At 48.3% G+C, this 23,569-nt stretch carries 23 protein-coding genes and 1 other RNA gene; 17 read left to right on the top strand and 7 right to left on the bottom strand.

Annotated elements, in window-relative coordinates; genetic code table 11:
* The first annotated feature begins 21 nt into the window (after positions 1-21).
* A complete protein-coding gene (locus tag ACTQ3K_RS10230) occupies positions 22-636 on the top strand; it encodes a rhomboid family intramembrane serine protease (protein ID WP_441567677.1) in 615 nt (204 codons plus the stop codon).
* On the opposite strand, the gene ACTQ3K_RS10225 is transcribed toward ACTQ3K_RS10230, so the two are convergent.
* Positions 589-1,395, bottom strand: coding sequence for a sensor histidine kinase (locus tag ACTQ3K_RS10225; RefSeq protein WP_441567679.1), 807 nt, complete (start codon positions 1,393-1,395; stop codon positions 589-591). The genes ACTQ3K_RS10230 and ACTQ3K_RS10225 overlap by 48 nt on opposite strands.
* A gap of 196 nt (positions 1,396-1,591) precedes the next feature.
* Between ACTQ3K_RS10225 and ACTQ3K_RS10220 the strand changes: the two genes are divergently transcribed.
* Both ACTQ3K_RS10220 and ACTQ3K_RS10215 read left to right on the top strand, forming a co-directional pair.
* A complete protein-coding gene (locus ACTQ3K_RS10220; RefSeq protein WP_441567681.1) occupies positions 1,592-2,005 on the top strand; it encodes a single-stranded DNA-binding protein in 414 nt (137 codons plus the stop codon).
* Between the two features lie 68 nt (positions 2,006-2,073).
* On the top strand, positions 2,074-2,490 hold the full coding sequence (locus ACTQ3K_RS10215; RefSeq protein WP_441567683.1) for an HIT family protein: 417 nt from the start codon (positions 2,074-2,076) through the stop codon (positions 2,488-2,490).
* Here the strand turns inward: ACTQ3K_RS10215 and ACTQ3K_RS10210 are convergent.
* Together ACTQ3K_RS10210 and ACTQ3K_RS10205 are read right to left on the bottom strand one after the other, a co-directional pair.
* Positions 2,487-3,554 carry an undecaprenyldiphospho-muramoylpentapeptide beta-N-acetylglucosaminyltransferase gene (locus ACTQ3K_RS10210; protein WP_441567685.1) on the bottom strand — a complete coding sequence of 356 codons (1,068 nt, stop codon included), beginning with the start codon at positions 3,552-3,554 and terminating at the stop codon, positions 2,487-2,489. The genes ACTQ3K_RS10215 and ACTQ3K_RS10210 overlap by 4 nt on opposite strands.
* A gap of 18 nt (positions 3,555-3,572) precedes the next feature.
* Positions 3,573-3,821, bottom strand: coding sequence for a TIGR03905 family TSCPD domain-containing protein (locus ACTQ3K_RS10205; RefSeq protein ID WP_441567687.1), 249 nt, complete (start codon positions 3,819-3,821; stop codon positions 3,573-3,575).
* Positions 3,822-3,949: 128 nt separating this feature from the next.
* On the opposite strand from ACTQ3K_RS10205, the gene ACTQ3K_RS10200 reads away from it, so the two are divergent.
* From ACTQ3K_RS10200 to ACTQ3K_RS10190, 3 genes are all read left to right on the top strand, one after another.
* Positions 3,950-4,648, top strand: a complete 699-nt coding sequence (locus ACTQ3K_RS10200) for a 5'-methylthioadenosine/adenosylhomocysteine nucleosidase (protein ID WP_441567689.1) — start codon at positions 3,950-3,952, stop codon at positions 4,646-4,648.
* Positions 4,649-4,810: 162 nt separating this feature from the next.
* On the top strand, positions 4,811-5,647 hold the full coding sequence (locus ACTQ3K_RS10195; protein WP_441567691.1) for a hypothetical protein: 837 nt from the start codon (positions 4,811-4,813) through the stop codon (positions 5,645-5,647).
* Between the two features lie 101 nt (positions 5,648-5,748).
* The gene (locus tag ACTQ3K_RS10190) at positions 5,749-7,092 is read left to right on the top strand and encodes a glucose-6-phosphate isomerase (protein WP_441567692.1); all 1,344 of its coding nucleotides are present in this window, start codon (positions 5,749-5,751) and stop codon (positions 7,090-7,092) included.
* Between the two features lie 190 nt (positions 7,093-7,282).
* Here the strand turns inward: ACTQ3K_RS10190 and ACTQ3K_RS10185 are convergent, their stop codons facing one another.
* The gene (locus tag ACTQ3K_RS10185; RefSeq protein ID WP_441567694.1) at positions 7,283-7,552 is read right to left on the bottom strand and encodes a hypothetical protein; all 270 of its coding nucleotides are present in this window, start codon (positions 7,550-7,552) and stop codon (positions 7,283-7,285) included.
* A gap of 248 nt (positions 7,553-7,800) precedes the next feature.
* Here ACTQ3K_RS10185 and ACTQ3K_RS10180 point away from each other — a divergent pair, with 248 nt between their 5' ends.
* The 4 genes from ACTQ3K_RS10180 to ffs all read left to right on the top strand — a co-directional run bounded on the left by ACTQ3K_RS10180 (position 7,801) and on the right by ffs (position 11,301).
* Positions 7,801-8,889, top strand: coding sequence for a hypothetical protein (locus ACTQ3K_RS10180; protein ID WP_441567696.1), 1,089 nt, complete (start codon positions 7,801-7,803; stop codon positions 8,887-8,889).
* A gap of 80 nt (positions 8,890-8,969) precedes the next feature.
* Positions 8,970-10,397 (top strand): C39 family peptidase, encoded by a 1,428-nt coding sequence (locus ACTQ3K_RS10175; protein WP_441567698.1) that lies wholly within the window; start codon positions 8,970-8,972, stop codon positions 10,395-10,397.
* 15 nt (positions 10,398-10,412) lie between these two features.
* Positions 10,413-10,904 carry a tRNA adenosine(34) deaminase TadA gene (tadA, locus tag ACTQ3K_RS10170; RefSeq protein WP_441567699.1) on the top strand — a complete coding sequence of 164 codons (492 nt, stop codon included), beginning with the start codon at positions 10,413-10,415 and terminating at the stop codon, positions 10,902-10,904.
* Positions 10,905-11,038: 134 nt separating this feature from the next.
* Positions 11,039-11,301, top strand: an RNA gene (gene ffs, locus ACTQ3K_RS10165) — signal recognition particle sRNA large type.
* Positions 11,302-11,536: 235 nt separating this feature from the next.
* On the opposite strand, the gene ade is transcribed toward ffs, so the two are convergent.
* A complete protein-coding gene (gene ade / locus ACTQ3K_RS10160; protein WP_441567701.1) occupies positions 11,537-13,330 on the bottom strand; it encodes an adenine deaminase in 1,794 nt (597 codons plus the stop codon).
* A gap of 166 nt (positions 13,331-13,496) precedes the next feature.
* Here ade and ACTQ3K_RS10155 point away from each other — a divergent pair, with 166 nt between their 5' ends.
* The 4 genes from ACTQ3K_RS10155 to recR all read left to right on the top strand — a co-directional run bounded on the left by ACTQ3K_RS10155 (position 13,497) and on the right by recR (position 17,393).
* Positions 13,497-14,597, top strand: a complete 1,101-nt coding sequence (locus ACTQ3K_RS10155; RefSeq protein WP_441567703.1) for a 6-phosphofructokinase — start codon at positions 13,497-13,499, stop codon at positions 14,595-14,597.
* Between the two features lie 176 nt (positions 14,598-14,773).
* The gene (gene dnaX, locus ACTQ3K_RS10150; RefSeq protein ID WP_441567705.1) at positions 14,774-16,372 is read left to right on the top strand and encodes a DNA polymerase III subunit gamma/tau; all 1,599 of its coding nucleotides are present in this window, start codon (positions 14,774-14,776) and stop codon (positions 16,370-16,372) included.
* Positions 16,373-16,452: 80 nt separating this feature from the next.
* Positions 16,453-16,797 (top strand): YbaB/EbfC family nucleoid-associated protein, encoded by a 345-nt coding sequence (locus ACTQ3K_RS10145; RefSeq protein ID WP_441567707.1) that lies wholly within the window; start codon positions 16,453-16,455, stop codon positions 16,795-16,797.
* On the top strand, positions 16,797-17,393 hold the full coding sequence (recR, locus tag ACTQ3K_RS10140; RefSeq protein WP_441567709.1) for a recombination mediator RecR: 597 nt from the start codon (positions 16,797-16,799) through the stop codon (positions 17,391-17,393). Before ACTQ3K_RS10145 ends, recR begins: the two co-directional genes overlap by 1 nt.
* A 27-nt stretch (positions 17,394-17,420) precedes the next feature.
* Here the strand turns inward: recR and ACTQ3K_RS10135 are convergent, their stop codons facing one another.
* Positions 17,421-17,744 carry a branched-chain amino acid transporter permease gene (locus tag ACTQ3K_RS10135; protein ID WP_441567711.1) on the bottom strand — a complete coding sequence of 108 codons (324 nt, stop codon included), beginning with the start codon at positions 17,742-17,744 and terminating at the stop codon, positions 17,421-17,423.
* Complete coding sequence (locus ACTQ3K_RS10130) at positions 17,741-18,424, bottom strand: AzlC family ABC transporter permease (RefSeq protein WP_441567713.1); 684 nt, start codon at positions 18,422-18,424, stop codon at positions 17,741-17,743. The genes ACTQ3K_RS10135 and ACTQ3K_RS10130 overlap by 4 nt, the downstream gene beginning before the upstream one ends.
* A gap of 983 nt (positions 18,425-19,407) precedes the next feature.
* Here ACTQ3K_RS10130 and ACTQ3K_RS10125 point away from each other — a divergent pair.
* From ACTQ3K_RS10125 to ACTQ3K_RS10115, 3 genes are read left to right on the top strand one after another with little or no spacing between them, the layout of a single operon-like run.
* Entirely contained in the window at positions 19,408-21,498 is a 2,091-nt protein-coding gene (locus tag ACTQ3K_RS10125; protein ID WP_441567715.1) for a hypothetical protein, read from the top strand.
* 29 nt (positions 21,499-21,527) lie between these two features.
* The gene (locus tag ACTQ3K_RS10120) at positions 21,528-22,364 is read left to right on the top strand and encodes a Cof-type HAD-IIB family hydrolase (RefSeq protein ID WP_441567717.1); all 837 of its coding nucleotides are present in this window, start codon (positions 21,528-21,530) and stop codon (positions 22,362-22,364) included.
* Positions 22,365-22,373: 9 nt separating this feature from the next.
* Entirely contained in the window at positions 22,374-23,243 is an 870-nt protein-coding gene (locus ACTQ3K_RS10115) for a CvpA family protein (protein WP_441567719.1), read from the top strand.
* Positions 23,244-23,569 lie beyond the last annotated feature (326 nt).

The following is a 23,569-nucleotide window of genomic DNA, read 5'->3' as shown; positions in this document are numbered from 1 at the left end:
TGGCAAAAAAAGGAGCGCGCCATGGAATTCTTGGAAAAGAGAAAAGTCCCTTATGCAGTTACAGCACTGGTGGGAGTAAATGTTCTGTACTTTTTATATCTGTTGCTTACCGGTTCACTGAGCGGTATGAGCCTGGTTCAGAAGGGAGCCATTTATATTGTAAATGGTCACTATCGAAGAGGGCTGTATCCGCTTGTTGCATCCATGTTTGTACATTTTGATATTCGTCATATCGGTGGAAATATGTTAATGCTTCTGGTGGTTGGAGAGCTTCTGGAGGAGCGGCTGGGCAGCCTGCGTGTGCTTGCTGCTTATCTGGCGAGCGGAATCGCCGGGAATATAGTGACCATCGCATGGTACTGCCTGCGGCGGGAAACGATCGTATCAGCAGGAGCCTCCGGTGCCGTATTTGGACTGGTGGGGGTGCTGTGCTTTCTGGTATTTCGGGTTCGAGGATCTGTCCCGGGGTTCAGCAGAAACCGGATGCTCCTGATGATCTTCCTGATGCTGTACAGCGGAATTGCCAATGCAGGAATCAATACAGCGGCTCATGTTGGCGGTTTTCTGATGGGAGTGGTGTTTGGACGCTTATTTCTCCACGCGTGGGTAACGCGGGATCAGGGCTGTAAAGGTTGAGCCTTTTCCAGGTTCTGATTCAACCTGAAGCTGTCCGCCGTGAGCTTTTAAGATATTCTGGACAATGGGAAGTCCCAGACCGGTGCCATCGGCTTTTTCGGTATAAAATGGTTTGAAGATCAGTTCTTCATGTCCGGGTGTCAGGCCACAGCCGGTGTCCTTGACTTCAACGGAGACCAGATTGTCTGAAAAGACGCTTAATGGTTCATCGGGATCTTTTAAGCAGACGGAGACGGTTCCGTCCGGGCCAAGAGCTTCCACGGCATTCTTGATCAGGTTGGCAAAGACCTGATAGAGCTTTGGACGGTCGCCGTAGAGGAGCAGCGGCTGTTTTGGACAGGTCAGAACCAGTTTTTTATGAACGCCGTCAAATAACGGGCGGCAGTTTTGACAGACTTCCGTTAAAAATTCTTTCATGTCACAGAGCTGGTAATTTAATTTTATTTCATGGAGTGCACGGAAAGAAGAGAGGTCCGTCAGGAACTCCTGCATATGTGCGGTATCGGATCGCAGAGATTTCCAGTAGGGAATATCCGTGATATCGGGATAGTCCCGTTCGATCAGCTGGATGTTTCCGAGAACCAGGGTAAGAATGTTTTTCAGCTCATGAGTGATGGTTGCCATAGAGGTCAGCAGGTGTGTCTTTGAGTCGGCAAGCTGTATCTTTAAATCTTTATTTTCATTTCTAAGAGAGATCAGTTCTTTAGAAGCCCCGGAGTTGTGTTCTTTTGTAAGGGATTGGTTTATTAGCTTTTTCATATAGCTGTCTCCGTTATTCTGTTCTATCCATATAGAAAATCCTAACATTTCAGCAACTATAAGGCAAATAGATTTAGAAAACAAAAGCAAACAATTGCAGTCAAAAGGCGTCAAATTGTTGGAAAAAAGCAGGTTAAAAACCAGATTTTTCCGGGAAAAAACTCGGATTTTGCGATGAAAAGAAGGAGGAATTTTTATGAATCGTGTGATTTTAATGGGGAGACTGACAAGAGATCCGGAACTGCGTTACAGCCAGGGAGAATCAGCAATGGCTATCGCCCGTTATACGCTGGCGGTAAACCGTGGGCATCGAAGGGAACAGGGGGATAATGGTGCAGATTTTATCAACTGTGTGGTATTTCGGAAGGGCGCAGAGTTTGCAGAAAAGTATCTTCATCAGGGAACAAAGCTTCTGGTGACCGGGCGTATCCGGACTGGAAGTTATACCAACAAAGATGGGCAGAAGGTCTATACAACGGATGTTATCGTGGATGAACAGGAATTCGCTGAGAAAAAACAATTTCCGGGTGACGGAAGCACCCTGCCAGAACCGGCGGGATTTATGAATATTCCGGACGGAATCGAAGATGAGGGACTTCCCTTTAGTTAGAAAAAGGGGTAAACTAGAAGTGTCTGAAACGATGATACAGATAAAACAGAGAACAGGAGTGACAGAACATGAAAGACAGTACATGTATTTTTTGTAAGATCGCTAATGGGGAAATTCCTTCAGCGACTCTTTATGAAGATGAAATGTTCCGGGTGATTCTGGATCTTGGGCCGGCGTCCAAAGGCCATGCACTGATCCTGCCGAAGAATCATTTTGCGGATCTTTTGGAACTGGATGAGGCAACCTCGTCAAAGGTACTTGCGCTGGCGGCCAAGATTGGTGCAGCTATGAAAAAGAGCTTAAAGTGTGACGGCTTCAACCTGGTACAGAACAACGGACTGGCAGCAGGACAGACCGTATTCCATTTTCACATGCATGTGATTCCCAGGTATGAAGGCGGACCGGATATGGTAAACTGGAAGCCCGGAAATCCGACTCAGGAAGAACTGGCGTCTCTGGCAGAAGAAATCAAGGCGGCGCTTTAAGCGCCGCCTGCTTCCTCGATCAACTGGACAATGGTGCCAATGGCATCTGCCGTTTTGCTTTTGTTCATGGCGTGGATGTAGTCCTGTCTGTGGGAATAAACCTGGTTTATGAGGGAAAGGAGAGCAGTATCGGTAAGCTCTTCTTCCTGAATGACCTCACTGAAGCCCTGTTTCTTAAAGGAGTTTGCGTTAAGGATCTGATCACCGCGGCTGGCCGCAGCAGAGAGCGGGATCAGGATATTCGGTTTTCTGAGCGCCAGGATCTCACAGATGGAATTTGCTCCTGCACGGGAGATCATCAGATCCGACATGGCAAACAGGTCTTTTAATTCGGAGCTGATGTATTCATATTGAACATAGCCGTCCAGAGAATCCAGGCTGAGATCCAGATTCCCCTTTCCACACAGATGAACGACCTGCCAGGTCTTTAAAAGTTCCGGAAGAATGGAACGGACAGCCTGGTTGACTTTTACGGAGCCAAGACTTCCGCCGATGATCAGAAGTACGGGTTTCTCAGAAGAAAATCCGGTAAACTGATAGCCAGCAAGGGGAGAACCGTTTAACAGCTCCCGACGGATCGGAGATCCGGTAAGAACGGCCTTATCGGCAGGGAGATACTTCATGGTTTCGGGAAAATTACAACAGACCTTTCGGGCAGACGGAATGCACAGCTTGTTGGCAAGGCCGGGAGTCATGTCTGATTCATGGATGATTGCCGGGATATGCAGGTGTTTTGCTGCCAGAACCACCGGAACAGAAACAAAACCGCCTTTGGAAAAGATCACATCTGGTTTTTCTTTCTTTAAAAACCGACAGGCCTGAGAATACCCCTTTAAGATCCGGAACGGATCAGAGAAGTTCTTGAGGCTGAAATAACGGCGAAGCTTTCCGGAAGAGATTCCGGTATAGGGAATCCCTTCTTTTTCAATCAACTCTTTTTCGATTCCGTGATAAGAACCGAGGTATTGGATTTCATAACCATGCTCTTTCAGAACCGGGATCAGAGCCAGGTTCGGGGTAACATGTCCGGCGGTACCGCCGCCGGTAAGAACGATTTTTTTCATGGGATATACTCCTGGAACTTAATGGGTTTCTTTATATTCCTTCAGTGCTCTGGCAAGCTGATCCGGACATGAGGTTCCACGTCCGCCGCAGTCGATGCCATCGATCCGCTGAATGGCTTCGTCAATATCCATGCCTTCAATCAGCCTGGCAACACCCTGGGTATTGCCGGAACAGCCTCCGACAAACTGAACGGTTTTGATAGTGTTTCCGTCAATATCAAATCGAATTTCACGGCTACAGACGCCGCGTGTCTTATAAGTATTCATAATGTTGATCCTCCTTTTACGCAAGTATAACATAAATCACGGAAATTGTATCTATTTTTTCATTGCCAGCGTCCGCTGCGGCAGATATAATAGAAAGTTAGAGAACGTTATTGAAGGAGGTTGAACCGATGATTGGAATTATAGGTGCAATGGAGGAAGAGGTTAATCAGTTAAAAGCAGTGATGAAAGAGGTTACTGTGGAGCATCGTGCATCCATGGATTTTTATAAGGGACTTCTGGAAGGACAGGAGGCTGTGGTGGTACGCAGCGGAATCGGAAAGGTTAATGCAGGAATCTGCACACAGATCCTGGCAGATGTGTATCAGGTACAGGCAGTGATCAATACCGGAATTGCCGGTTCGCTTCAGTCTGAGATCAACATCGGGGATATTGTACTGTCTACCGACACACTTCAGCATGATATGGACGCAAAAGCATTCGGTTATCCGGAGGGGCAGATTCCAAGAATGGATACACTGGCATTCCAGGCAGACAAGAAGCTGATCGACTGTGCGAAAGCATGCTGTGCGCGGGTAAATCCGGATATTCGGAGTTTTGAGGGACGGGTTCTCAGTGGTGATCAGTTTGTTGCAGATAAGAAAAAGAAGGAATGGCTGGTTCAGACATTTGGGGGCTTCTGTACAGAGATGGAGGGAGCGGCCATTGGTCAGGCAGCATATCTCAATGGAATTCCGTTTCTGGTGATCCGCGCGATTTCTGATAAGGCAGATGACAGTGCATCTATGGATTATCCGGAGTTTGAGGCAAAAGCGATTGCTCATACAGTGGCCCTTGTAAAGGCAATGGCGAAGGAACTTAAAGCCTGACCGGAGCCGGTTCAGGGAAGATCCTGTCGAAAGAATACGAACGATTTTTCTTCTCATCTATAAGGCAGCCGTTATACAATGGGGACAATCTCCGGCGGTTGCGCGCGGATAGGCCGGGGCAGAAAGAAACCGGGAAAGTCCGGATGAGAAAGGGGAATTATTATGGTATTGAATTTTTTTAAGACAGGAACGGTATGGTATGCCATGATCGTGCTCAGTGTCCTTGGTGTGTTCAGTAAGGCTCTGGAAACAGCCAGGCTGCGGAAGCTTCTGCGTCAGACAGGCAGTATGGGAACGGTGAAAGACAAATATCTGAAGCAATGGAAAGTGAAGTTTGAGAATCTTTATCGTTCCAGCGGACAGGTGGAAAATATTCCAATTTATGTGGAAAAGAATTTGAAACAGTATCGATTCATGGGAATCCGGCTAGGCAGCTTTGGCAGAGTGAACCGTCTGACAGCAACGCTTGTGGGACTGCTGGGGGCAGCATCCTCATTTTTGATCTACTGGTACGGCGGGGAGAGCCGGACGGTAAGCCTGTATGTAATTTCCGGAATTCTGCTTGGCGGAGCCATGCTCTGGTGGGAGCAGGCTTGTGATACCGCCGGAAAAGAAAAAAGGCTGGAGCTGTTTATTCTGGATTATTATGAAAATATTCTGGCAGGAAGACTGCGTTCCGGTCGGCAGATGACTGCAGAATCGTATACAGGTGAAAATGCACAGATGCGGGGAGCAGAAGAAAGCGGAGCAGAACGGACAGCAGAAAGCAGCAGTGCGGAGGCTGCGATGACTGTCGGAGCAGAGCCATCGGATATTGAATGCAGCACGGACAGACTCCGAACGCAGGAGGAAGCGGCAGGCCGGGAGCCGGACGAGGCAGCGTTCCGGAAACGGCTGGAACGGATCGCATCCGGGCGGAAAGATGGAAAGCCCAGAAAGCTGACCGAGGAGGAGGAACATCTGATCGAAGATATTATTCAGGAATATTTGTATGAATAGCTAAAAACGGAACGTTTTGCTTGCGGAAAGTCTGTGAATTTTGTATAATAAAAAATAAAACGTCCATTCCGATAACGGAGGATACAAAAAGGAGAAAAACTATGCAGGTAACATTTGATTACAGTAAGGCAATGTCCTTTATTTCCGATCATGAGATCGAGAATATGAAAAAGCTGGTTCTGGACGCGAAAGAGGTACTGGTATCCAGAAGCGGGGCCGGAAATGATTTTCTTGGTTGGATCGATCTTCCCGTGGCTTATGATAAGGAAGAGTTCGCCCGGATTAAAAAAGCAGCGGCAAAGATCCAGGGAGATTCTGAGGTGCTTCTGGTGATCGGAATCGGAGGTTCTTATCTTGGAGCAAGAGCGGCCATTGAGTTCCTCAGAAATAATTTCTATAATTGTATGACAAAGGAAGAGCGAAAAACTCCGGAGATCTATTTTGTAGGAAATAACATCAGCACGACTTATATGAATGATCTGATTCATCTGTTAAAGGGAAAGGATTTTTCCATCAATGTGATCTCAAAGTCCGGAACAACAACAGAGCCTGCCATTGCATTCCGTATTTTAAAGAAAGTCCTCATCGACAAGTATGGCGAAGAAGAGGCAAAGAAGCGTATCTACGCAACCACGGATAAGGCAAGAGGTGCATTGAAGACGCTGGCGGACAAAGAGGGTTACGAGACGTTTGTAGTTCCGGACGATGTAGGCGGACGTTTTTCTGTCCTGACAGCTGTGGGACTGCTTCCCATCGCAGTAAGCGGAGCGGACATTGATGAGCTGATGGCCGGTGCGGCTTCTGGAAGAGCACGTGCGCTGGAAAATGTGTTCGAGGAGAATGATGCGCTTCAGTATGCAGCAGTTCGGAATATCCTTTTGAGAAAAGGAAAGTGCATTGAGATCACTGCCAACTATGAACCCAGTCTTCATTATGTTTCCGAGTGGTGGAAACAGCTTTACGGCGAGAGCGAAGGCAAGGATCAGAGAGGGATTTTCCCGGCAGCAGTGGATCTGACTGCAGATCTCCATTCCATGGGACAGTTTATTCAGGACGGATCCAGAAACCTGATGGAAACTGTGATCTCCATTGAAGAACCGGACGCAAAGATCCTGATTGAAGAAGAGGCCGAGGATCTTGACGGTTTAAATTATCTTGCCGGAAAGGATATGGATTTTGTTAATAAGAATGCCATGAATGGAACAATTCTGGCACACACCGACGGCCTGGTTCCCAACATGAAGGTGTCTGTACCGAAGCAGAACGAGTTTTATCTGGGAGAGCTGTTCTATTTCTATGAGTTTGCCTGCGGTGTCAGTGGTTATGTGCTGGGAGTGAATCCTTTTAATCAGCCAGGAGTGGAGAGCTATAAGAAGAATATGTTTGCACTTCTTGGAAAACCTGGCTATGAGGCACAGCGTGAAGAACTGTTAAAGAGACTGTAAAGGTTCCTGAAAAGCCGGAATGGACGGCAAAGATCTGAAACAGGACAAATAAAATAGATGTGCAGTATCAGGAAAACCCCAGCGAAACGGGCGGAGAATTCCGCCCGCGGCGGGGGCTGAGTATCGAAGGGTAAGTGTGGCTTGCGTATTTTTACAAATTGATTGATCGGGTCTTAATTTCTCTCAAATTCTAATCTTCTTCAATTACCTGAATTTCCAGAAAATCAAAATCAATCTGTTCAATAAAACAGTCCTGGGTAAAACGGCATTTGGAATGGCGGCGGAAATCTTCCACGGTGGAGTCCAGCCAGATTGGTACACTGAGGTCAAATGCAACACAGATTTCCTCTAACCCCTGAAAGATTTTCCGGGTACGGTTTAGGGAAGGATCATCGTTACAGATGACAAGATCCTTGAGCAGATGGTTATTGTGAAATTCTTTTCCCCAGAGACGAAACATGACAGACCTCCTGTATATAAAAAACAGTGATTCAAAAACAGATTGCTCTCATCTTACCATGGAATGGATAGAAAGAAAAGTGGGAAGACTGTAAAAGATGCGGAATGAAGCGGAAGTCGGAAATGCAGATGACCGGAAGTGCTATATCGTTGTTCCGGGAGACCGCTTTCGCCAGAAATATGCTTGCCTGGGATCCGAAAGTGCGGTAAACTAGAAAGCAGAGCAGATACTTATACAGGAGGATGACAATGGCACGCGATATACAGGATCATGTAGGCTTTCTGCAGGAAGCAAAGGCGGCCCTTGCCGAGCTGGAGGCGGAAAAAGCAAAGAGCAGCCGTTTGCAGACTGAGGAGAAAAAATTGACCAGAGCGGTAGCAGCCGAAAAAAAAGATGTTGCCGAGGAGATCAGTGATACCATCAGCAAGCGGAAAGATGAAATTACCATAAGCTACGACCGGGAAATTACGAAGACGCAGGATAAGCTGAAAAAGGCGAGAATGCGCCGGGAAAAGGCGAAAAACCAGGGCGTGAGAAGCCGGATTGACAGTGAAACAGCACAGCTTCGGGAAGAAAACCGTCAGTTAAAGCTTCAGACAGCAACACAGTTTCACCAGAACGGAGTACCGTCGATCTGTAATACCAAGTTTTATTATGCGCTGTATTTTACAAAGGGATTCAAGGAGATTCTGATTCTCCTGCTTACGTTTTTTATCGGCTTTTTTGTCCTGCCCTGTGGAATTTACTGGCTGATTCCGATCCATAAACTCTGGATCCTGGTGGTGATCTACATTGCAGACATCGTGATCTTATGCGGGGCCTATCTTGCCCTTAACAACCGGTCAAAGGTGGAACATCTGGAGCTTATGAAAGATGCGAGAAAGAATCGCGATATGATCGAGGCGAATCGACGAAAGATCAAAGTGATCACAAAATCCATTGAGCGGGATAAGAACGAGGAACTGTATAATCTCGGAAAATATGACAGGGAAATTTCTGGAATTGAACAGGAACTGGAGGCTGTCGCATCGAGGAAGCAGGAAGCGCTGAGTTTTTTTGAAAACCAGACAAGAAAAGAACTGGAAGCGGAGATTCGGGAGAATCATCGGGAAAAGCTGATGAGTCTTGAGGCACAGCTGAAGCAGGTAACGGCGGCGAACCGGGAGACCAGTGACAGTGTCCAGGCAAAAACGATTGCTTTTACAGACGAGTATGGTCCTTATATCGGAAAGGAATTTATGGATCAGGATCGGCTGGATAAACTGATCGATATTCTGAATCAGGGGCTGGCGTCTAATGTTACTGAGGCGCAGCAGATTTATAAAAACGTGAAGTAAACACGGAAAACAGAATCAGTGAAAAGAAATCAGGCCGCCGTAAAAGTGATTTTGCGGCGGCTTTTTCGGAGGCGGATAATATGAAAAAAATGAGGATGGCTGCAGGCGTGCTGGCGGTACTTCTGGCGTGCAGAGCAGTTCCCTTTGGGAATGCAGAGGCCGCCGGAGTAGAAATGAGGAACCTGGAAATTCTGGAGACTGGTCAGAAAATCCAGAGCCGGAAATCAGTATCGAAGCCGGGATATGAAACAGTATGTTCGGCAGAGCAGAAGATTCCTCAGACAGAGCAGACAGATTCAGCCGCGGAAGCCGACAAAGAGGGGATTTCCCTGTCACCGTATGCCACTGTGCTGGTGGGGCCGAAGGAAATTGATCCGTTGGCAGGAACCGGCAGTCTTCTCGGTGTTCAAAATACGACTGATCTGGAAGCACTGGAACAGTACATTAAGGATAAGCAAGCAGCTTTCAGGGAATCTATGGCGGAAAAATTGGAACAGGCCGGGATTCCGAGAGAACAGCAGAATTTCGTATCCTCAGAAGGAGAACGTGTACTGGTGCGTCAGATACTCGCCATGACAGCGGTGTTCCGCGGTTATACATTTTATAATCGAATTGTCTGCCAGTGGTATGCAGATAATCTGTGGAATGAAACCTTTACTTATCAGGTCACCGGTTCTGATGGGCAAAAGGGGGCAGCTGCCGGTTTTCTGATTTATGCTGCTTCTGTGGCAGGACAGCTTGGAATGGATGGTGATGCTGTGGAAGTGATTTCCTATAACGGTGCGGCGTCTCTGTTCGGGCATGACAAGATTACTATTAATGAATCGGTACGATCCAGAGAGGAACTGTATCAGACAGATGCCTGTGCGCTGCCGATTCCTGTGGACTGGGCAGGCTGGACAGAAGAAAAGCAGGTGGAATGTGAGGAACTTCTGGCGATGGATGAGGAGACATTCTACCAGACACTGAAAACCAGACAGGAAGAGAGCCTGCTTTCATCTCCGGTTCCGTTTTATAAGCAGGGAGCAGCGGAGTGGGGCAGTCAGCCGTTCGGAAATGGAACCTTGTCCGGTGATGCCTGTTGTCCGACGGCCATTGCCATGGTGCTTTCTTATTTCAAAAATCAGCGGATCACACCGGCGGAGGTGGCGGCACGGTATGATAATGACGCATATCGAAACCGGGAGCAGGGATCTTACGGTGGAAAAATGTGTGCGGCTGCGGCGGCAGATTATGGTTTGCAGGCAGAAACAGGAGTAGATTCTCTTTCCGGGAAACAGATCCGTGAAGCATTGGAGAGCGGCGCAAAGATTGTCATGTCCATGAAACCGGGAGACAATGGAGGACGATATGCCAGTGTGTATCATTATGTGACACTGGCAGGCCTTACGGAGGATGGTAAGGTGATTGTCAATAATCCGGGGATCAGTACTGATGTGACTTATGATGATATGGAAACGATCCTGAAGAATCAGTCGGGCCGTGGCTATGGGATCTTCAGAAAATAATACAGGAGAACAGGGATGGCGGAGCATGACCAGGAATACTATATGAAGGAAGCAATCCGACAGGCGAAAAAGGCGGCAGCTATTGGGGAAGTTCCCATCGGCTGTGTGATTGTCTATGAGGGAGTGATTATTGCGCGGGGGTATAACCGGAGAAAGACGGATAAGAATACTCTTGCTCACGCGGAGCTGCAGGCAATCAGGCGTGCAAGCAAAAAGCTGGGAGACTGGCGGCTGGAGGGCTGTACCATGTATGTGACACTGGAACCCTGCCAGATGTGTGCCGGAGCACTGGTTCAGGCACGGATCACAGAGGTGGTGATCGGATGCATGAACCCCAAAGCAGGGTGCGGAGGCTCTATTTTAAATCTTCTGGAGATGAAGGAGTTTAATCATCAGGTTAAAGTAACACGCGGAGTCATGGAAGAGACCTGTTCCAATCTGCTGAAGGATTTTTTTAAGGAACTTCGCGTAAGGGTGAAGCTGGAAAAACAGCAGAAGCAGCAGTAGGAAAACTGTTGTCATACAGCAGAAACAGCAGTAAGAAAACTGTTGTCATACAGTAGAAACAGCAGTAAGAAAACTGTTTGACAAACGACGATAGCCGGGGTATACTGATAAAGTATGACTTTGTCATAAAATTTCCGCACAGCCGGGGAGTTAGCGGTGTCCTGTACCTGCAATCCGCTATAGCAGGGGTGATATCCTGCCGAGGATTACAAACTGTGAAGCTGCCCTTTATAAGCGGCGTTGAAGTCTGGGTCTTGCGCAACAGACCCCTGTGAACCGTGTCAGGCCAGGAATGGAGCAGCACTAAGCAGGATCGTCTGTGTGCCGCGAGGCAGCCTGGGCCGAGCAGGCTGTAGAGGTAACGTTTGTGGTGCGTTTTTCGACGCAGGATGTGCGGATTAAAATATAGATAAAATATAGATCTAAAAAAGAGAATGATTTAAATTCCGGAAGAAAAATTGAAAAAATCCCTAAATCGTTTGAACAGCAAAAATAGATTCCCCCGCAGAAGAAACCTGCGGGGGTTTTTGTATGCTTGGCGACGATCAAAATCAGATAAGTTATCGAGAAGGCATCTGTATATCGAACGAAATCTTATCGAATAACATGTTATCGAACGAAATTTATTGCTGTTATTCTACTTCTAACGGTACAAACTGGAAGGTGGTACAGTCTACCAGGCCGCGGTTTGTCAGACGAAGCTCCGGCAGGCAGGCCAGCGCGATCAGCGCCATGGTCATGAACGGAGACGGCATGGTGCAGCCGATCTTTGCCCAGGCCTGTTCCAGATTCTCGACCATCTGGCTCATCTCTTCCAGAGGCTTGTCATTCATGAGGCCGGCGATGGGAAGCGGCACAACGCCGAGAACCTTACCGTCCTGAACGGCCACCATACCGCCGCCGCACTGGATCAGTGTGTTGGCAGCCAGAGCCATATCTGCATCGTTGGTACCGATCACAAGAAGGTTATGTGCATCATGGGCAACCGTGGAAGCCATGGCACCATTGGTGATGCCGAAGCCCTTTACGAAGCCGAAGCCTTTCGTTCCTGTTTTATGATGACGTTCAAACACAACAGTCTTTAAAACGTCCTGGGACGGATCGGACTCCAGATATCCGTTCTTTGCCTGGAGTGTTATATGGCGTTCGATGGAGCCAACCTTTGCCGGAATGACTTCAATAGCACGGACAGTCACCTGATCGGCGGACGCAGGGATCTTAAAGGTATCGGCGGTGATGGTTTCACCGACATGCATGGAATGAGTTGCCCAGTCCGGATAGGAATAAGGTGCAAATTCCATGGTCATCTGGCCGTTTTCTGCCACAAGATCGCCGTCGATCCATACCTTGGTCACGTTGAGTTTGTTGAGATCACCGATGAGCACCATGTCAGCACATTTTCCGGGAGTAATGCTTCCGAAATCATGATCCATCTGGAAGCACTGAGCACAGTTGATGGTCACCATCTGGATCGCAGTGATGGCATCGATACCCTCTTCCAGAGCACGGCGCATGATATGATCCAGATGTCCCTGAGCCTGTAATGTGTGAGGATGGGTATCATCGGAGATCAGCGTTGCAAACCGGGTATCAACCTCATGACGCGTAATGCTCTTTGCAACTTCTTTTAAATCATGCCATGCAGAGCCTTCCCGCAGCATCGCATACATGCCGAGCCGCATCTTTTCCAGAGCGTCCTCAGCTCTTGTGGACTCGTGGCAGCAGCGAACACCGGAGGCAATGTAGGCATTCAGGCCTTTTCCGGTCTCAGGCATGGAATAATGGCCGGTGATGATCTTCCCGGCTTTCAGAGTCTCGCCGGTGATTCCGTGAGCATGCTCCGAAGAGCTTAAAATGCCGGGGAAATTCATCATCTCACCAAGTCCGACACATTCCTTCCAGGTCATGGTCTCTGCGACCTCGGCAGGTCCGATGAAGGAACCGGTATCTTCAAAACCGGGAACCGCGGGAACACAGGAGGGGGTTGTCAGCATGGCCTTTAAAGGCGTACGCTTTGCGTCCTCCAGCATACATTTCACGCCGTCCAGTCCTAAAACGTTGCAGATCTCGTGGGGATCCATGTAGATGCCGACAGTTCCGTGAGGGATAACTGCCTTGGCATATGCGCCGACGCCCATCATCGAAGATTCCACGTGGATATGGCCGTCCAGGAAACCGGGAGCCAGGTACTGTCCTTTGGCGTCGACCACCCTGGTGTCCGGCCCGATGCAGTGGCTGCAGTCGCCAACCATGGCAATTCGCCCTTCCGCAACGGCAACGGAAATATTTTCCTGTATCTCATGGGTACATACATTGACCAATCGTGCATTGGTGATGACCAACTCTGCGGGAACTGCCCCGCCTGCCACTGCTGACAGCGTCCGGCTTACTTCCCAGAGCGGTTTTTTACAAAACGTGTTGATCATAAAGAGCCTCCTTCAGTAAGTTATAAACTGGCTCTATTATAGCATGAAGAAAGGGATTTGTCATATTGAACGCTTTCCTCTTGCCCCCTCCCCTGTTTTTATTATATAATAAGGTCATAGCTTTCATGAAAATCATAAGAAAATAAGATAAAGGGAGGCGGTTTATGTGATGCGAGTAGGAATGCTGACCAGCGGCGGTGACTGTCAGAGCCTGAATGCAACCATGCGCGGGGTGGCGAAAGCGCTCTATGAAATGTACGATGATGTGGAGATCATTGGATTTGAGGACGGCTATAAAGGTCTGATCTATATGAATTACCGGATCATGCAGCCGGAGGATTTTTCCGGAATTCTGACAGAGGGCGGTACGATCCTTGGAACCTCCAGACAGCCGTTCAAGCTCATGCGGGTCCATGATGAGAACGATCTGGACAAGGTTGAGGCCATGAAGCATACGTATAAGAAGCTTCGCCTTGAATGTCTGGTGGTGCTGGGCGGAAACGGCAGTCAGAAGACGGCAAATCTGCTTCGCGAAGAGGGACTCAATGTGATCGGTCTTCCGAAGACCATTGATAACGATCTTTGGGGCACGGACATGACCTTCGGTTTCCAGAGCGCGGTGAATATTGCCACAAATGCCATCGACTGCATCCACACAACGGCAGCTTCTCACAGCCGGGTGTTCATGGTGGAGATCATGGGACACGGAGCGGGCTGGCTGACACTGAACGCAGGCATGGCCGGCGGAGCAGATATTATTCTGATTCCGGAGATCCCCTATGACATCAATTCGATTATTGGTGCGCTGAAAAAGCGGGAAAAGGCGGGAAAAGCGTTTTCCATCATTGCAGTGGCGGAAGGTGCAATCTCAAAAGAGGACGCTCAGCTGACGAAAAAGGAATTAAAGAAAAAACGCGAAAAAGCAGCCAAGGATGGCAGAGTATTCCCGTCGGTTGCCTATGAGATCGGTGCACAGATCGAAGCGGCCTGTGGCCTTGAAGTTCGTGTGACGGTTCCCGGCCACATGCAGCGAGGCGGAAGTCCCTGTGCATATGACCGTGTGCTCTCCTCCCGTCTGGGAGCGGAGGCTGCAAAGATGATCAGCAAGAAAGAATACGGTTACATGGTGGCGGTGAAGAGCCGCGAGATTTCCAAGACGCCTCTGGAGGAGGTTGCCGGAAAGCTGAAGACCGTAGATCCCAATGCTTCGATCATCGAAGAGGCAAGACTGTTAGGCATCAGCTTCGGTGATGAATCGATTGAATAAATAAAAGAATGCCGGGGCGGCGGACGGAATAATCCGGAAAACTGCCCCGGAATCAATTACGGCGGAGCGGAAATGTGCCTGGGCACATTCTTTTTGCGTAATGGGATGTGGTTCCTGTGAAACAAAAGGCTCCGCCATTCCCGCGTTTCGGACAGACTGGAAAGGAAGATGGAAGAATGGCATATACTGCACTGTATCGAAAATGGAGACCGGCGACCTTTGAGGACGTAAAGGGACAGGATCATATCGTCACAACGCTGAAAAACCAGATCCGGACGGGCAGGATCGGTCATGCGTATCTGTTTTGCGGAACGAGAGGAACCGGAAAAACCACCATTGCAAAGATTCTGGCCAAGGCGGTGAACTGTGAGCATCCCGTAGACGGAAATCCCTGCGGGGAGTGTGCGGCATGCAAGGCAATCGCGGCGGGAAATTCGGTCAATGTGGTGGAGATTGATGCAGCCTCCAATAATGGTGTGGACAATATCCGTGAGATCCGGGACGAGGTTCAGTATTCGCCTGCCGATGGAAAATACCGCGTTTACATCATCGACGAGGTTCATATGCTCTCGACCGGTGCATTCAATGCTCTTTTGAAAACGCTGGAGGAGCCTCCGGCTTATGTCATCTTCATTCTGGCGACTACGGAGGTTCATAAAATTCCGGTGACCGTACTTTCCCGCTGCCAGCGGTATGACTTCCGAAGAATCGACGGAGGCACCATTACAGCACGGCTGGCAGAAATGGCGGCGGCGGAGGGAATCGACACCGAGGAAAAAGCTCTTCGCTATGTGGCAAAAAAGGGTGACGGCTCTATGCGTGATGCCATCAGTCTGTTTGACCAGTGCGTGGCTTTTTATTATGACCAGAAGCTGACCTATGAACGGGTGCTTGAGGTGCTGGGAGCTGTGGATAACGAGGTATTCAGCCGGCTTCTGCGGGCTGTGGCGGACGGAAATACTACAGATAGTATCCACATGATTGAGGAACTGGTGCTCCAGGGACGGGAGCTTTCCCAGTTTGTTCTGGATTTCACCTGGTATATGAGGAACCTTCTCCTGTTGGAAACTACCGATGGAGACGAAGAGGTTCTGGACATGACGATAGAGGATATGCGGCGCCTGAAAGAAGAAACGTGTCTGATCGACAGTGAGACGTTAATGCGCTATATCCGTATTTTTTCGGAATTGGCGAACCAGATGCGTTATGCTTCTGGGAAACGGGTGCTTCTGGAGCTGGCGGTGATTCGGCTGACAAAGCCCCAGATGGAAGAAAACCTGGATTCGCTTCTTCAGCGGGTAAAAGAACTGGAACGGCGGCTGGATCGTGGAGAATTTGCGGCTCCGGCAGGCGGTGCTCCATCATCGGCGGAAGCGGCAGATGCTTCATCCGCGCAGAAAACGGAGGCAGCGAAGGAACCGAAAATTGTCACGCTCTCCAAAGCGCAGTATGAAGATCTTCAGATGATCCGGGAACAGTGGGGGAAGATCTTAAAGGATCTTGGCGGCGCTGCTCGACCGGCACTTTCTAAGGCAGCATTGGAACCGGTGGGGGAGGGCACAATGAATCTGATATTCCATGATGAGGCTGGCTATATGATCGGTGGTCGTGAGCAGGTACTTAAAAAACTGGAAGATTATGTGCGTGTCAACTATCAGAAAGAAATCAAATTTCATGCCCGCTTCGCCGGGGATGACACAAACCAGCCCGTCCGTTATATCAGCGAAGAAGAACTCAAAGACAAAATTCATATGGACATTGTGACCGAGAGTTAGTAAAATAGAAATCACAGTCCGGCGCGCTGGAGAATGTGTCAGCGCGGCGAGTATAATATATGATAAGGAGGAAATTATCCATGGCAAAGCGTGGTGGTTTTCCGGGAGGAATGCCCGGTAATATGAATAATCTGATGAAGCAGGCACAGCGCATGCAGCGTCAGATGGAGGAGGCTCAGAAGGAGTTTGAGACAAAGGAATTTAAAGCAGCGGCGGGCGGCGGTGCCGTAGAAGTGACTGTTTCCGGCAAGAAAGAGGTTGTATCGGTGAAGCTGGCAGAAGAGGTCGTAGATCCTGATGATATCGAAATGCTCCAGGATCTTATCATGGCAGCGACCAACGAAGCGCTCCGTCAGATGGAAGAGGCTTCTGCATCGAATATGAGCAGCCTGGCAGGTGGACTCGGCGGAGGATTCCCGTTCTAATGGACTATTACAGCAGTAAAATTACGGCGTTGATCGAGGAACTGTCCAGACTTCCCGGGATCGGCGCGAAATCGGCACAGCGGCTGGCGTTTCATGTGGTCAATATGCCGGAGGATAAGGTGAAGCATTTGACGGATGCAATCCTCAATGCAAAACAGGGAGTTCGTTACTGCAAGGAATGCTTTACCCTGACGGACAGTGAGCTTTGTCCGATCTGCGCCAGCGACAAGCGGGATCACAGTACGATCATGGTGGTGGAGACCACAAGAGATCTGGCTGCTTATGAAAAAACCGGGCATTATGAAGGTGTGTATCATGTGCTTCATGGTGCGATTTCCCCGGCGCTGGGGATCGGTCCTTCCGATATTCGCTTAAAAGAACTGATGGTGCGGCTACAGGGCGATGTGAAGGAAGTGATCATTGCGACCAATTCCAGTCTGGAGGGAGAGACGACAGCCATGTATATCAGTAAGCTGATCAAGCCCACCGGAATCAAGGTGACAAGAATTGCCAGTGGCGTTCCCGTTGGCGGTGATCTGGAATATATTGATGAGGTAACACTGGTTCGTGCCTTTGAGGGCCGGACAGAACTGTAAAAAGCAGCCTGCGGGCTGCTTTTTGGATTATTTGAATACTGTCTGGATCAGAACCATATATAAGATTGTTCCGCCGCCGATACTGAGCAGCAGGTTGTGCTTCCACTTATGGGCGAGAACCACAAAGGCACCGGAGATCAGCTCCGGAAGCCCGTAGGGCCAGGTAAGAAACGAAGTGCTTTTAAAGCAGTAAACCACCAGCATGCCGATCATGGCATAAGGAAGAACGCGGCCGAGGTAACTGATGTAAGGCGGAGTTGGCCGGTCGGACCGGAAAATCAGAAACGGAAGAAACCGGATCAGGACTGTGACACCAGCTATCGTGAGGATCGTAAGCAGAGGGGCGCTCATGCTTTCACCTCCTTTTTATAGCCGAGACTCAGGGAAAGCAAAAGGCTCAGCATGGCCAGCAGGATGAACCAGTTTAATCCGAAGATGAGGCGGCACAATACGGTCAGGCTGAGGCCGAGAAGCGCCGGAATATGGTTTTTGGTAGATTCCCACTGATCCACAAAGATCACCAGAAACAGTGCAGTCATGGAAAAATCAATGCCGGTGGTATTGATTGGCAGGAAATTTCCGACCAGGGCACCGATGACACTGCCGAGCACCCAGTAAAAATGATTCAGAGCAGAAATGAAGAAAAAGAACCATTTCCGGCTGACGTCCTTCGGCGGTTCGGTGGAGCAGACCAGAGAATAAGTCTCATCGGTCAAAGAAAAGATCAGGTACGGTTTCAGCTTCCCGCAGTCCTTGTAACGGTTCAGCATGGACAGACCGTAGAACAGATGTCTTGCATTGACCATCAAGGTCAACAGAACGGTAGAAAGAAAGTGGTACGGTGCCAGAAGCAGAGAAACTGTAACAAACTGCATGGAGCCGGCGTAAATGAGCAGGCTCATAAGAAATGCCCAGCCCACATGGAAGCCGGAACTGCCGGAGAGAATTCCGAAAGCAATTCCCAGGAAAATGTATCCTATAAAGACCGGAAACGTAAGCGGAAACGCCGCCCGGAATGCCTTTTGTTTCATGAATATCGAACCCTTCTGTTGTTTTTGCCTATTATATCAAATCGGTAAAACCTCTGCAATAGTTCAAAAAGAACTGATAATTCAAACAAATATAACGATTATGTCAATTAAAATAAAAGTTAAACAAAAGAAATCTAAAAATATGGTTGACAAAAGGAGAAGGTTATGCTAATATAAAACCAACAAAAAACAAAGTTCCTTAACAAAGAAGCAGTTAAGAAATCTGACGAGAAAGGGTTTCGGAAAACAGATTTCGATGAAATAGTCGGAACATGGTAAAAGCGTTTATTGAAGCAAGGCGGCAGTAGTGACCTGATAAATGATCACTCATTACTGAACAGAACCGGCTGATAAGACGAAAAGCTTCTTCCAAACAAGAGAGATGTATTATACGAAGATTCGTGTAAGATCGTCAATTCGGAAATAGGGAACGCCATTGGAAGGGAAAGGAGGAGATTCCACTGGACAGCGAAGTAAAGGAGCTGGAAACTCTGTTAGGTTCTCGGAAATCGGAAAAACGATCCTGCTGGAACCGCCTTCATAATAGAAAAGATAAATAGAACGAAATGTGCATATAATAATTGTAAGAATCCGAATCGTGAAAATACAGATCACAGAATCGAAGAGAATGTTCGGATCAGATATGATAACATTTCTGAGAAAAGATAGAGTTTCCGGTTCAACCGAGTTCATGTAAACAGGTAATACCAAATCAAGGTACCGAAACCATGAATCAGGCGGAGCAGGATCGTAATACCATCATAGGAAAAGCCTTCGATTAAGAGAAAAGAATATTACAAGTGAATAATAAAAATTTAAAATAAAAAAGGATACTCGGTCAGTATCCTTTTTTAGTGGGTAAATGGTTGGATCTGCATAAACCCCGATGGGTTGGCCGGTCTTTTTGTTTTTGACAAGGAATAGGTAGTGTGTTACACTTAGTATGCGTAACTGCGAACTGTTATAATGTTTGAGGTGATCCTGTGGATAAATATGAATTAAGTATTAAAGAAGACAAAATTAAAAAACATGCAGAGAAGAAAGATTACGCCACGGCCGCAAAAATTGCGGACACCATCGACTGGAGCAAGGTAAAGAATATTAAAATGCTGACCCTGGTTTCCCAGATCTATGAGCGCGTAAAAAATTATACAGAAGCTAAGAACGTTCTGCTTTTGGCGTATGATCGGGTACCGGTTGGCCGGCGTATGCTTTATAAGCTTTGCGAGCTTTGTGTCAAGGCTGGAAATCTGGATGAGGCGGAGGACTTTTTTGAGGAGTTTCAGGAGATTGCTCCCAATGATATCAGCAAACTGATTCTGGCGTATCAGATCGAGGCGGCCAGAGGGGAGCCTCTGGAAAAGCTGATTACGATTTTGGAGCTTTACCGGAAAAATGAATTTGAAGAAAAATGGGCATACGAACTGGCTTATCTGTATCATAAAGCTGGCCGTGTAAAGGAGTGCGTCCAGCTCTGCAATGAAATCATTCTCTGGTTCAGTGTCGGTCCGTATGTGGATAAGGCACTGAATTTGAAAATGCAGTATGAGCCGCTTACTCCGGTACAGCAGGAGAAGCTGGTCAATAAGAAGAAGTTTGAGGAGCGGATTAAAGTGGTTGAACGGGAATTTGCAGAGAAATATTCCCAGGAAACGCTGGAAGCACGGGGGTCTGCGGAAGATCCGACTCTGAAAGCAGAAGGTACGGCGGAAGCGGCTGCAGCGGCAGAACCTACCGAAGAAATCTTAATGGAAGAAATGGCGGAAGAGGAAGAAAACGAAGAAGCCATGATTCCGGAAGCACAGTTCCATGATATGGAAAATGATCTTGCACAGGCGGTTCGTGAGGCTGTTGAGGCCGGGGCGTCTGAGGCAGAAGGACCGGATCTCATGGATCAGACCAGGGAGATTGTAAAGGAAGAAAAAGAAGCGGAGCCCAGTGCAGAAGAAAAACTGGGACAGACGGCAGACTTTATGAACGAAGTATCTGCAGCGCTGGCGGCATCAGTTGCGGCGACAGAAAAGGGCGAGGACGAACGGAAAAAAGAGCCGGTTTCTGAACCGGAAGCAGGTGCCGCGGAAGAAGAGGTGGTTTCCGAACCGGAAGCAGATGCCGCAGAAGAATCGCAGGCTTCTGAACCGGAAGCAGATGCCGCGGAAGAAGAGACGGTTTCCGAACCGGAACCGGATACATCAGGAGAAGAACCGGAAGAAACGTTAGATGCAGAGACGGAATCTGATTCGGAGGAGCCTGCGCCTGAAGCACAGGAGAAACCGGTGCAGGAAGAAATGCCGAAAAAATCTTCGGTGGTAAAAATGCCGATTCCGAAATCAGTAGCAAAACAGATGGTTCAGGAAGAGCAGGAAAAGAAAGCGGTAGAACCGGTTTATGAAGAAACTTCAAATATGGAATTTGAGGAAGAGGTTAATCTTAATGTGAACCAGCTGACCTGCGTGGTGATTGATGAACCGGATGGACCGGAGCGGATGAAAAATGCACTGGAAAAGCTGAAAAAGACCCATGAGGTTCTTGGAACAAGAGCCGGGCAGGCGGCAAAAATTTCCGGAGGAAAGCTGAACGGACGAAGCCTGGGGGCTGTATTTGCAAAGCTTGGCGGCCGCGATCTGATTATTGACCGTGCGGCGGATATGGACGGACGCAGCGTAAGCGGGCTTGTTTCTGAAATTAAGAATCCTGGTGAAACGAGGGTGGTGCTCCTGGTGGATGAGGCAGAGCGTATGGATATGCTGCTTGGTGATCATCCGGAGTTAGATATGCTCTGTGTTTATCTGGAGGATGACAGCCAGATGTCTCTGGACGATTTCGTGGAGAGCGCAAAGGAATATGCAAAGCAGGAGGAATGCGTCATCGATGAGACAGCAGGACTGGCACTTTATGCGGCGGCAGAGCGTCTGCGCGGCGATGGAGTGAAGCTGTCGGAGGAAGAGGCGAAAAATCTCATTGATGATGTGATTGACCGGGCGGAACACCGGGGCATTAAGGGGCTGTTTGGCTCTAAGTATGATAAGAACGGCTATTTGATTCTGAAGGAACAGTTTTTTAAGAATATTTAAGATCGATAAAACATCATAAGAGGGTAATTATGGATATTAGACTGATTGCGCTTGACCTGGACGGAACACTTTTGACGACAGATAAACGGCTCACTGAGCATACAAAGAAAGTGCTTGCCCGCGCGGCCGAGCAGGGAATCCATATTGTACCTGCCACAGGGAGAAGTGTAACAGGCCTCGCACCGGAAGTGCGGGGCTTGCCCTTTGTCCGCTATGCGATCACTGTCAATGGGGCGGCCGTATGGGACATGGACGAAGAACGGATTGTGTCACGAAAAGCGTTCTCCCCGGAACAGGCCAGGGAACTGTGGAATTTTATTCAGAACCGGGGCGCCATGCTTGATGCCAGTGTGGATGGCGTTTGCAGGCTGTCTCCGGATTTTTATGAGCGGATCAATGAGTTTATGCCGGATGAGCCGAGACAACGGCTGATTCGTTCGACCAGAACACCAACGGAGAATTTGGCGGAGATGGTGACAGACGGAAAGCACTGTATTGAAAAATTCAATGTTTTCTTTCCGATAACCATGCAGGCGGAGCGTCAGAAACTGCGGGAGGAGCTGGAACAGTTTGGCTATCTGGCAATCACCTCGTCACTTGGAAATAATCTGGAACTGAACCATAGAGAGGCAACAAAGGGGAACGGGCTTCTGTCGCTGGCGAAGGAACTGGGACTTATGCGGATGCAGACCATGGCGTTTGGTGATGGAGAAAACGATATTTCCATGTTGAAGGCGGCTGGAGCTGGCGTCGCTATGGGGAATGCTTCGGAAATTGTGAAACAGGCGGCGGATCTGGTGACAAAGACAAATGATGAAGATGGTGTTGCCTACATAATAGAAACAAGAGTATTGCAGAACAGGTAAAGGAAGAGCATGGAATTTAATTTGATTTTTATTGTAGCCCTTCTGATTCTTCTGATGAGCATTATCATGGGAGGGGCCAGAGGGCTTTTGAAAGGATGCTTGTCACTGGCGGCATTTTTGCTGGCGGGTGTGATTGTGAGTGCGGTCAATCCTCTGGTTACTGGTTTTTTGAGAGATCATACCGGTTTGGACAATTGGATCCGGGAAAAAGCAGATACGGTTCTTGCCGGAGAAATGGATCTGGAAATAAACGAGGATAACACGATCATACTGTCTCAGGACGTAACACTGCCGCAGGATATTCGCTTGCCAGATGGAACATATCTTCCGGCGGGCACAACAATTCCGGCGGGGACAGAGCTTCCGACAGGCGTAGGATTCGATGAGTTCAAGGCACAGGTGGATGATCATCTATCGAAAGCAGATCAGAGCAGGATCATAGAAAAACTTCCGGTTCCGCAGAGCCTTCAGGAGTCGCTGGAGGAAAATAATAATGCTGCGATCTACCAGAGACTTGGGGTTGATGGATTTACGGATTATGTCAGCGGTTTTGTCAGCAATATGTGCCTGAATATTATTGGGTATGTACTGACGTTTCTGTTAGTCTTTTTTGCACTGCATGTGTTGATGATCGTATTTGATTTTGTAGACCGGCTTCCGGTGATCCACGGGATCAATCATTTTGCCGGGGCGCTTCTCGGCATCATAAAGGGACTTTTGATTATTGAGGTATTGCTGCTTTTGCTGGTGCCCTTTTCCGGAACCGGTTTTGGAACCGGGGTACTGGAGCAGATTGACCGGAATGCGGTGATGAGCGCGCTGTATCATAAAAATTTGCTGGTAAAGCTGCTGATGGGCGTGATCAGCAGGACAATCTAGCGGGAAAGACAGTGTATAACATAAAAAGAAAAATAAAATTACAAAGTTTAAAAAAGTCCTTGACAAAGGGCTTTTTTATATGATATATTAAAGCTCCACGGCGGGTTCGACAGAGATGATCGAAAAGCCTGGAAAAATAAAATGAAAAAGTTGTTGACAAGCGATTGACGATGTGATAGAATAAAGAAGTTGTCGCTGAGAACTGAAAGACAACAACAAAGAGAACCTTGATAACTGAACAGTATATTCCAACCCCTGAAAATTCTATAAAAAGAAGTTTCAGAAATTGATACGAAAGTATCGCCAAGTAAAATGGATAAAAGAAA

It is taken from the genome of Candidatus Paralachnospira sp. LCP21S3_A2 (genome assembly GCF_052118925.1).
Lineage (GTDB): Bacteria > Bacillota > Clostridia > Lachnospirales > Lachnospiraceae > Lientehia.
The sequence above is the reverse complement of the archived record's forward strand: the minus strand, read 5'-3'. Positions and strand labels throughout refer to the sequence as shown.

Excerpts from the sequence above, each read along its gene's own strand:
- ACTQ3K_RS10230 (WP_441567677.1), top strand. The coding sequence starts at position 22 with ATGGAATTCTTGGAAAAGAGAAAAGTCCCTTATGCAGTTACAGCACTG.
- ACTQ3K_RS10225 (WP_441567679.1), bottom strand. The coding sequence starts at position 1,395 with ATGAAAAAGCTAATAAACCAATCCCTTACAAAAGAACACAACTCCGGG.
- ACTQ3K_RS10220 (WP_441567681.1), top strand. The coding sequence starts at position 1,592 with ATGAATCGTGTGATTTTAATGGGGAGACTGACAAGAGATCCGGAACTG.
- ACTQ3K_RS10215 (WP_441567683.1), top strand. The coding sequence starts at position 2,074 with ATGAAAGACAGTACATGTATTTTTTGTAAGATCGCTAATGGGGAAATT.
- ACTQ3K_RS10210 (WP_441567685.1), bottom strand. The coding sequence starts at position 3,554 with ATGAAAAAAATCGTTCTTACCGGCGGCGGTACCGCCGGACATGTTACC.
- ACTQ3K_RS10205 (WP_441567687.1), bottom strand. The coding sequence starts at position 3,821 with ATGAATACTTATAAGACACGCGGCGTCTGTAGCCGTGAAATTCGATTT.
- ACTQ3K_RS10200 (WP_441567689.1), top strand. The coding sequence starts at position 3,950 with ATGATTGGAATTATAGGTGCAATGGAGGAAGAGGTTAATCAGTTAAAA.
- ACTQ3K_RS10195 (WP_441567691.1), top strand. The coding sequence starts at position 4,811 with ATGGTATTGAATTTTTTTAAGACAGGAACGGTATGGTATGCCATGATC.
- ACTQ3K_RS10190 (WP_441567692.1), top strand. The coding sequence starts at position 5,749 with ATGCAGGTAACATTTGATTACAGTAAGGCAATGTCCTTTATTTCCGAT.
- ACTQ3K_RS10185 (WP_441567694.1), bottom strand. The coding sequence starts at position 7,552 with ATGTTTCGTCTCTGGGGAAAAGAATTTCACAATAACCATCTGCTCAAG.
- ACTQ3K_RS10180 (WP_441567696.1), top strand. The coding sequence starts at position 7,801 with ATGGCACGCGATATACAGGATCATGTAGGCTTTCTGCAGGAAGCAAAG.
- ACTQ3K_RS10175 (WP_441567698.1), top strand. The coding sequence starts at position 8,970 with ATGAAAAAAATGAGGATGGCTGCAGGCGTGCTGGCGGTACTTCTGGCG.
- tadA (WP_441567699.1), top strand. The coding sequence starts at position 10,413 with ATGGCGGAGCATGACCAGGAATACTATATGAAGGAAGCAATCCGACAG.
- ade (WP_441567701.1), bottom strand. The coding sequence starts at position 13,330 with ATGATCAACACGTTTTGTAAAAAACCGCTCTGGGAAGTAAGCCGGACG.
- dnaX (WP_441567705.1), top strand. The coding sequence starts at position 14,774 with ATGGCATATACTGCACTGTATCGAAAATGGAGACCGGCGACCTTTGAG.
- ACTQ3K_RS10145 (WP_441567707.1), top strand. The coding sequence starts at position 16,453 with ATGGCAAAGCGTGGTGGTTTTCCGGGAGGAATGCCCGGTAATATGAAT.
- recR (WP_441567709.1), top strand. The coding sequence starts at position 16,797 with ATGGACTATTACAGCAGTAAAATTACGGCGTTGATCGAGGAACTGTCC.
- ACTQ3K_RS10135 (WP_441567711.1), bottom strand. The coding sequence starts at position 17,744 with ATGAGCGCCCCTCTGCTTACGATCCTCACGATAGCTGGTGTCACAGTC.
- ACTQ3K_RS10130 (WP_441567713.1), bottom strand. The coding sequence starts at position 18,424 with ATGAAACAAAAGGCATTCCGGGCGGCGTTTCCGCTTACGTTTCCGGTC.
- ACTQ3K_RS10120 (WP_441567717.1), top strand. The coding sequence starts at position 21,528 with ATGGATATTAGACTGATTGCGCTTGACCTGGACGGAACACTTTTGACG.
- ACTQ3K_RS10115 (WP_441567719.1), top strand. The coding sequence starts at position 22,374 with ATGGAATTTAATTTGATTTTTATTGTAGCCCTTCTGATTCTTCTGATG.